The 7,819-nt window shown below is 60.6% G+C and carries 10 protein-coding genes; 3 read left to right on the top strand and 7 right to left on the bottom strand.

Annotated elements, in window-relative coordinates:
* Positions 1–122: 122 nt before the first annotated feature.
* The 4 genes from B7R22_RS18105 to B7R22_RS18085 all read right to left on the bottom strand — a co-directional run bounded on the left by B7R22_RS18105 (position 123) and on the right by B7R22_RS18085 (position 3,459).
* Positions 123–1,091, bottom strand: coding sequence for a CU044_5270 family protein (locus B7R22_RS18105; protein ID WP_116413089.1), 969 nt, complete (start codon positions 1,089–1,091; stop codon positions 123–125).
* 25 nt (positions 1,092–1,116) lie between these two features.
* Entirely contained in the window at positions 1,117–1,716 is a 600-nt protein-coding gene (locus tag B7R22_RS18100) for an RNA polymerase sigma factor (protein ID WP_253259161.1), read from the bottom strand.
* Positions 1,717–2,713: 997 nt separating this feature from the next.
* Entirely contained in the window at positions 2,714–3,190 is a 477-nt protein-coding gene (locus B7R22_RS18090; RefSeq protein ID WP_116413087.1) for a hypothetical protein, read from the bottom strand.
* On the bottom strand, positions 3,187–3,459 hold the full coding sequence (locus B7R22_RS18085) for a PadR family transcriptional regulator (protein ID WP_216363532.1): 273 nt from the start codon (positions 3,457–3,459) through the stop codon (positions 3,187–3,189). The genes B7R22_RS18090 and B7R22_RS18085 overlap by 4 nt, the downstream gene beginning before the upstream one ends.
* A gap of 244 nt (positions 3,460–3,703) precedes the next feature.
* Here B7R22_RS18085 and B7R22_RS18080 point away from each other — a divergent pair, with 244 nt between their 5' ends.
* Positions 3,704–4,057 carry a PLDc N-terminal domain-containing protein gene (locus B7R22_RS18080; RefSeq protein ID WP_116413091.1) on the top strand — a complete coding sequence of 118 codons (354 nt, stop codon included), beginning with the start codon at positions 3,704–3,706 and terminating at the stop codon, positions 4,055–4,057.
* A 3-nt stretch (positions 4,058–4,060) separates the two neighbouring features.
* Here B7R22_RS18080 and B7R22_RS18075 read toward each other — a convergent pair whose 3' ends face one another.
* From B7R22_RS18075 to B7R22_RS19360, 3 genes are all read right to left on the bottom strand, one after another.
* Entirely contained in the window at positions 4,061–4,867 is an 807-nt protein-coding gene (locus B7R22_RS18075; RefSeq protein ID WP_253259160.1) for an alpha/beta fold hydrolase, read from the bottom strand.
* A gap of 402 nt (positions 4,868–5,269) precedes the next feature.
* Entirely contained in the window at positions 5,270–5,848 is a 579-nt protein-coding gene (locus tag B7R22_RS18070; protein WP_147305462.1) for a hypothetical protein, read from the bottom strand.
* Positions 5,849–6,023: 175 nt separating this feature from the next.
* A complete protein-coding gene (locus B7R22_RS19360; protein WP_172582548.1) occupies positions 6,024–6,395 on the bottom strand; it encodes a carboxypeptidase-like regulatory domain-containing protein in 372 nt (123 codons plus the stop codon).
* Between the two features lie 266 nt (positions 6,396–6,661).
* Here B7R22_RS19360 and B7R22_RS18060 point away from each other — a divergent pair, with 266 nt between their 5' ends.
* Together B7R22_RS18060 and B7R22_RS18055 are read left to right on the top strand one after the other, a co-directional pair.
* Entirely contained in the window at positions 6,662–7,300 is a 639-nt protein-coding gene (locus tag B7R22_RS18060; protein ID WP_116413083.1) for a DUF6891 domain-containing protein, read from the top strand.
* Between the two features lie 163 nt (positions 7,301–7,463).
* The coding region (locus tag B7R22_RS18055) for a hypothetical protein (protein ID WP_216363531.1) at positions 7,464–7,819 on the top strand (356 nt) is incomplete at its 3' end.

Here is a 7,819-nt window from a genome sequence, read left to right as displayed (position 1 = left end):
CTTTCTCGAGCTGGTGTGTGGTCGAAGACCATCAGCATCGAGGGAGGCCCGCTTCTATGCGCGGAAGCGACCCGGGGTGGGGAATTTCAGTGAGCAGAACTGGGGAATTTCAGTGAGCGCCGTCAGTATTGGGTGCCGCCAGCGGGCGCCGTATCCGTGATGGTCGTTGTGACAGCGGTGCTGGTTGTCGCTGTGCCGGCGGGCATGCCGGCGTAGCTTGTCAGGGTGACTTTGCGTTCGCCGATGAACTGGCCGTCGTTCGGGTCGATGATGATGTCTTGTCGGGTGTTGTTGGTGGTTTCAACTCTTCCGATAGCTATGCCGGTGGTGCCGTCGAGGGTGGCTTGTTGCTCCGTGATCGTGACTCCGGGGATCGCCGCTGCGGCTTTGTAGAGCGCGGATCGAAGATTTGCGGGGACGGTTCCGGTGCGGAGTGTGTCTGCGATCCAGGTCAGTGCTTCAGCGTCTCGTGACGGGCCGGCGCCGAGGGTTTGAAGGTAGATGGCGTTCAACAGCTGGTGCGGGTCTCTGGGCAACGTGTCGTAGTCGCCGCTGATCTGAGTGGGGGAGCCGCCGTAAAACGTTCCGCCTGGCGCTCGAAGCAGCTCGTCAGATTCGTATGCCTGCAGCTGCGCGGCGAACGCTTCAGATTCGGGCCCGAAGGTTTGATAGATCTGGCCGGCGTGCCGCATCCACACCCAGTCGTCATCACGGTTCGCGGGCACGTACAGCTCGTGAACGTAGCTTTCCAGGAATGCCGTTTCGGTGCCGCTATCGCTGGCGGTTGAGCTCGAGTACACCGCGTCGGTCTTCACGAGTAGGTACTGTCCCGGTGCCAGAACGGGATCCGTGACATTCAAGGTCGCGGTGGCAGCGGATTCCAGCACACTAGCGGCGGCTGCGTCCGCGCCTCCTCGCCAGCCCGCGAGACCGAGAACGTTCGTCGCGACCAGCGCAACGGTCAGTGCGCCCGCACCGAGGGTGGTGAACCCGATCCAAGTCGCAGTCCGACGCGGCTTAGGGACGGTGACAGGGGCGAAGGGGGAGTCGGAGTGGATGTGCTCAAGGAGATCCAGCTTCCCGCGAGACACGTTCGCCGGTGCTCGTTCAGGGATGTCATTTCGTACTCGGCGAAGGAGCGAGATCTCGTCCATGGTCTTCTTTCGTGTCAAGGCCTGCGGCCGGGTCGATCGCGGTGCGTAACTTGCGGCGCGCACGGTTCAAACGTGAACGGACGGTCCCGACGGGGATGCTCAACGCATCACCGATTGCCTCGTAGCTGAGGTCCCCGTACGTGTGGAGAAGGAGCACATCACGGTCGCCGGCTGGCAGGCGGGCCAACGCTTTACCCATCCGTTTCGTGATGGTTCTTGCGTCGAGGCGCTGATCGATCACGTCGAACTCGTCGATGCTGATCTGGCCGAGATCCGAAGCCAGCAGTCCTTTCCACGCCTTGACTTCAAGGCGGACGTGGCGCTTCATCAGCGTTGTTGCGATACCGAGCAGCCAGGGTCTCGCGTCACCGGAACCACTGAACGATTCCCGACGGTCGAAGGCGACGAGGAACGTTTCGGATGTAACATCGTCGGCATGGGTTGCTCCGAGCCGGCTGACCGCGTAGCGGTACACGGCACGTTCGTGCCGGTCGTAGATCTCAGCGAAAACCGCACCTTGGTCAAGGGAGCGGGAGATGATGTCGCCGTCGCTGATACTCACACCCGTATTGTCCATTCCATCCGAGAAAGTTCACGGCAAACGAGGCAGCGAAACGCTCGCCGGTATTTGTAAATGCGGATGTCTGTGCACGGCTTGGGCCGACCTCACAGGAGTCGCTCGAACATTAGCGTGCGCGGACAAAAATCGCGGACATCGATCTCACTGCGGGTTGCGGAGCAGGCCTGATAGGCAGGTAGCGATCTCTGTGTGTCCGTCGGATTGGTACACGTGGCCTAGTCCGGATTCAGTCGGGGTCATCTACCGGGACGGAACCTTGGGTCAGGGTGGGCGCCGGCTGGAGCGCTTGTCCGCGTTGAGGCATAACGGCTGAGTAAGCCAAGGGCTTGGCCGAAGTCTTCAATGAGTCGCTAGCCGGTTGGCCGTCGTAGTCTGTCTTCCTTGCGTCCGACGACGGTTGGTATTGGTGTTGTGATCGTTTCTGGCCCCCTCGAGAACCCAAACCATACGTGCCTAGAGCTAATTCGATGTTGTCGGCTGCAGCAGTCTTAGCGGGGGCGGCGGAACCGGTCGTCGTTCTCAGGCTGCTGGCCGCCTGTTTTGGGCTGCGGGTCTGGGATGGTTGCGGTTCTGCTTGGTTGGCTGAGGCCAGTGAGTAAGAGTGCGATGAGTATGCCGACTAGCCCGGCGGTGAAAGCTCCGGGTGCGAAAGCCTGGACGGTCTTGGAAAATGCGTAGTTGCCAGGATAAATGCAGCTCGAGATGGCGCCGCCGGAAGGCTCGACGGTGCAGACGCTCGCCCCCGGGTCCGTGATCTGACCATACGTAGCTTGAAGGAACAAGGCCGTGATGATCATTACGAGCGACAGAACCACCATCACTAGCTGCGTGCCGGCACGAGTACGAAGGTTCCACCTAAAGGGCAAGCTCATAGGATCAGAGCGGTTTTCGAGACAATGCTTGATCGAATCATGTTCGCTTTCCCAGTGGGCAGTTGAGTTGCGGGGTATGCCGACGGTGACGAAACAGCGCATCCCTTTTATGGAGTCGATGTGTCAATGATGATGAGTGTGCTGGTGTCGGTCCATTCCGGGGCTGGTCCCTCGTCTAGGGTTGCCCAGGTCACAGGCCCGGGCAGTGGTTCGATCGTGGCGGCCCGGGAGAGCGTATCGAGCTCGTTCCCTACCCAGGCGGCACCAATACTGACCGCGCCGGTGGCCACAAACGCCGTGATGAGCGTCCCGGTGACTAACCGGGTCAGGGGACGCCGTCCGACTTTCGCTTCAAACTTCATGCTCTTCTCCTGCTTCTCGGTGACTGTTGAGCTGGTGGTCTTGGCAAGCCGGCGGCTCAGGATGGAGGTGGACAGGGCGCCCGCTGTGATGGTCCACCTCGAGAGGCCAAGCTCGGCGGCGTCCCGGCAGTCCGCCGACCACTGCTCGTTTCGGCCCATTCGGCTTGCCCTCGGTGAGAATGCGACCGCCGCCATGATCAGCAGCCGATGTATCGAGTTCATGACGTCGCCAACCGCCCCGTCTCAGGCCTACCGGTCGAAGTCCGTTTCGCCTCGAACGCCAAACAGGTCTCCCGGGCGGCAATCTCCCCCTCGGCAGTGAAGTTGTACAGGCGGCGGCGGGGTCCTTGCCGGGAGGAGTCTTCCTCCCACGATGACTGGATCCAGCCGTTTCGTTCAAGACGCTCGAGGATCGGATAGATCGTGCCAGGGAGGCGCTGCGTCTGCTTGATGATCTGCAAACCCCACACCGGGGCTGTGGTGCCCAACATCACGTGAAGAACATCGACGGTAGGTGCTGTCACCCGTTGAATCCGATCCATGCCAATAATCTAGCTATATTGAATAAGGACCGCAAGGCGTAATGGCAGAGAGTCTGTCATCAGAGCTGAGCCTGCCACCAGACGAGCCTCCTGTTCTCGACCATCAGCCCGTGCCAAAGTGCTGGCCCCTACAAGGTGCCCCCGGGCCCGACGAAGGTTGACTGAGCACCGACAAGTGCGTCAGGCTGCGGACATGATCGCGATCCTGTTCTCTGTCGTTCTCCTCGGCGCCGTCATCTTCGCGCTTGTCGACATCATTCTTCGCGACGAGTCACAGATCAAGCACCTCCCCAAGATCGCCTGGGTGCTCCTCGTCGTGTTCCTTCCCCTCGTGGGAACGGGTCTGTGGTTCATCCTCGGCCGTGAGTACGCTTACCGATCAGGTGGCAACGTCAGCTACGGAAACCCGAGCCGGCGAAAGTCCACCGACCCGGATGCACGACCCGGCCGAAGCGTGGATTCCCGGTCCACGGAGGAGCAGCTCGCTGACCTCGAACGAGAGATCCAACAATCCAACCGGAACCCCAAAGGGATACCGGAACGCTGACTCTCAGCGGGACTTTCGATAATCGGAGACGAACTCGGTGAGCGCGTCGATCCATTGGGTGAAAGCATCAAGGTGGGCGTCATGGGAGGCCCCGACGAGGTCGACCCGAACGACGTCAGCGCCACGGGAGATGAACTCTAACTTTTGTTTCTCGGTGAAAATGCCACCGTCCGCGTAGACGACCAGAGTGGGCGCTGATACGTGCTCCCATTCTTCCCATCGTGGTGTGGAAACGGCTCGGATTGTCGAGACCATCACGTCCGGATCGAATCGCGGGTACAGGCCGTCGGGTCGCGGTTCGAGATCAGCCACCCATGCAGTGGCTAGCGGCCCATCTCCGAGTGAGGCCTGTGCCTCTTCGCGGGTCGCGAATGGAACGTCCCATGAGTGGAAGTACTTCCCGAGCGCGGCATGTTCTTCTTCGGATCCGCCGCCTTCGTTCCCTTCCAGCAGTACCAGCCTCCGCACGAGGTCCGGGCGAAGTGCGGCTACGAGCATTGCGGTGTGCGCACCCATCGACTGGCCGACAAGATCCACCTGACCAGACGTTTCAGTCTCAATAACTTCTACGACGTCGCCAACGAACGCTTCCCGAGATGTGTCGGCGGGTGCCTGTGTGCTGCGGCCATGACCGCGTTGATTTACAAGGATGACCTCCCGACCGGTCAACGCTTCAGCGGTGGGGACGAACTCACGGCTGCTGCCTGCGAGCCCGTGCAAGATCACTACCGTGGGCCCTGCCCCAGGGAAAACCGAATAGGCGATCGTGGTGCCGTCCTCCGTACGGATCTCGCGCAGTTCCTCACTCACTCGCCAACCCTACCGACGAAGAATTAAAATCTCGCAAACCCGACCTTCAAAGGGACGTCTCTTGGTCGTCGTCTGGGAGGCTGCGGCCGGTGTCTTGGAGCTCCCAGGGAAGCTGGTTTGGGTCGAGCATTACCGGCGCGTCAGGCGGTGAGTCGAACGGGCCCGGTTCTGGGCCGAGCCGTCCGAATGGTAGCCGGCCTGCGTTCGATATGGCGGACGAAACGCTCGCTCGCCGTGCGGCTTGTCCGCCGAGAATCAGCCTCCGGATCCGTTGCAGTCCTGGCATTAGATTTCCCCTCCTTGCGGATCGGGTGGTGAATCTTGCCGGTTGAGTCGGGATCGTCTCAAAATGGGTATTGCTCCGGGAGGTCGAACCGGATGACCGTCTCCCTCAAGACAGATCTACTTGCGCCGCCTCGCGATCTGCATCCGGGCCTCGAGACGCGCGTCGAGTAGAGCCTGGGGTTTGGGAAGTTTGGAGACCTTGTGCTGAACCGCTCGGAGTAGCTCCAGCGATCTCGCGTCTTTGAAGCCGGTGACGATTTCCCAGTCTGAGGCGGCTCCAAGCGCGTAGCTTGAAAAAACGATTTCTGTTGCCGTAAGGGCTCGATACCAGTCATCCGCAGCCATAGGCTCGTCGGCTTCAATCGCATCGGCGATGCGGCGGCCGTCTACGTAGACGAGGTCGTAGTGACTCTCGAAGCCCATCAGGTGGGCAAGCGAATCGAACCCGTAAGCGGGTCCACCCCACTGCAAGAGCCCTTGAATGAGAAGCTTTCGTTCATCATTCGTCAGTTCCATTTCAAATGAATCAGGCATGTTCTTCATGATGACGTATCGAGCGATGTTTGAGTGAGTTCTGCGCGGCATGGACATTTTGTGCTGGCCGAACAGGTAATAGGTACGGGGAGAAAGTTGCTCCTCGGAGAAGCGGGAATGATGTCGTCCGGCCGGATACTCGAGCCCCCCGGAACGACTCAACAGTCGACGTTCAGCGGAACCGCTTTGAGCTCCGGGGATGGGGGAGTGCATCGCGGGGCTTAGTTCTAGCCGATCCGAATACAGCGGACTTGTTAGATAAAGCACCGTCTTGGAGCCTGACGTCGCACGAACCACGCAGGTGCCCGCGCATTTCTGCAGGGGATGTTTCGGGCCGTTATTGCTTGACGGTGATTTGGACCGAGACGGGGTCGGCGCTCGTTACTTCGACTGGTGCGGTGCCGCGGCCGAGGAAAGTTTGGTCGTAGTCGTGACAGTTGGCCTCGATGTCATAGCGCCCGCCGGGCAGGCTGACCGTGAAGCTGCCGTCGGGTGCGCTGATTGTCTGCATCTCGATGGTGTAGTTCCCGCCGGGATTGATGTTGCAGCGGCCCATGGGTTCACCGGCGGTGTCGACGACATGACCGGTAAGAGTGGCCGGGGGCCCGGTCCAAATATTCCCGTCCGTCGTTGCGGTACAGCTCGACAGTAGGAAGACTCCGGCAATCACCACGGTCCTTGCAAGGTACGAGCGGGCCCTCGGCTTCATGATGCCGAGTCTGCCACGGCACAGCCGGGTCACGCCCCAGGGAGGCGACGCTGACCGGTACTGCGATTTTGTAGCAGGGAGCATTGTGCGGCAAAACGGTGGGAGGTGGCCTGTGATCTTCTGCGCGAGCAATTGTTTGTCGGCGTGAGCTGAATCACCCTGGTCGTTCGGGTGGCCGACGCTAACCTGTGCAGATGAGATGGCCATGGACGAAGCGAGTCGATCCGCCTTTCGCTAGGCCCGACGTTGACCCGCCTTCCCCCGCTGTGCTCGACGTCGATCAGCTGGCCGCTATGCCCGAGACTGATCGGCCGGATCGGGCTGACGCCTACGCCTTTTTGCGTGAGCAGGCCTGGGAAGCCATCGCGCCGGGGTTTGCTCAGCGGGGTGAGATCGAGGCCCTCTTTGATGAGCTCGTCGAGTATGACGATACTTTTCCCTTGTCAGCCGCCGATGTCCGAGAGGTCATCAGAGAACTATGGGCAAAACGCATGGAAGAACTTGCCGTCGCCGGACCGCGAGACCCAAGCGACGACCATCGGGTCGAGGTGGCCTTTGCGGCTCTGACTAGCTCGGGTGTTGTCGCATCAATGAATCTCGGAAACGACCGTGGCGACGCGACACATGAAAGTATCTCGCTGATCAGGGATGGACGCGGTGGTCCGGGTTTCGTGTTCTTCCATCGGCAGGATGCGAACCGTCTGGCCTACCCGGACGCCACGTTGTACGTCGGATTTGATGCCGCGATTGAGGATGCGGGGGAGCGGGACCGGGTGGCACGAGAGGTGGCGCAGAAGACTGTTAGCGAATTGGAGCGACAGGGTCTGCAAGTCTCTTGGAACGGATCGCTTGAAACGCGGATCGCTGTAGTGAACGTCAACTGGCGCCGTCCTCTACCCGACTGATCTGGCCGACCGTTGATCGCGGAGCGGGTGTTCAGAGTTCGAGCGGAGCCTGACTCCTGCGTCGAAGCTCTGCGGCAACGCATTGGAAGGTGTCGGCCGCACCGTGGGTCTGACCGCAAGCGGGGTAGTTGAATGGCTGACGGTAAGGCGAGATGATCTGTTTATGATCTCCCGGATTGATTTGGCTGCTTTCTCAAAATTGTTCGAAGACGAATTGGGCACCCTCCCCGACGGCGAAGTGGAGGGTGCGACGGCAGCCGATTGGGATCGCGTCCTCGCTGCGCTTCGCGCTACCGGATGGAGGATGACACTTCAGGATGGCTCTACACCGCTGCCCGCGTCTGTCGCGGAACTCCCTATTCACGACTCGTTCGCCGTGTGGCCTGCACTGGGAACGCGGATCAATTTCTTCCCTGGGCCGGACGGCGTGTTCTTCGATGTGGACCTGCGCGAGCTCGAAGTTCAGCGGTCGGTCGACGGCCTTTCTGACCTGATGCGGTGTCTTGGAACGGCCACTGG

It is taken from the genome of Subtercola boreus (assembly GCF_003399635.1).
GTDB classification, from domain to species: domain Bacteria; phylum Actinomycetota; class Actinomycetes; order Actinomycetales; family Microbacteriaceae; genus Subtercola; species Subtercola boreus_B.
This window is presented reverse-complemented; position numbering and strand designations above follow the sequence as displayed.

Coding starts and splice junctions, on each gene's coding strand:
- B7R22_RS18090 (WP_116413087.1), bottom strand. CDS start 3,190: ATGAACTCGATACATCGGCTGCTGATCATGGCGGCGGTCGCATTCTCA.
- B7R22_RS18085 (WP_216363532.1), bottom strand. CDS start 3,459: ATGTTGGGCACCACAGCCCCGGTGTGGGGTTTGCAGATCATCAAGCAG.
- B7R22_RS18080 (WP_116413091.1), top strand. CDS start 3,704: ATGATCGCGATCCTGTTCTCTGTCGTTCTCCTCGGCGCCGTCATCTTC.
- B7R22_RS19360 (WP_172582548.1), bottom strand. CDS start 6,395: ATGAAGCCGAGGGCCCGCTCGTACCTTGCAAGGACCGTGGTGATTGCC.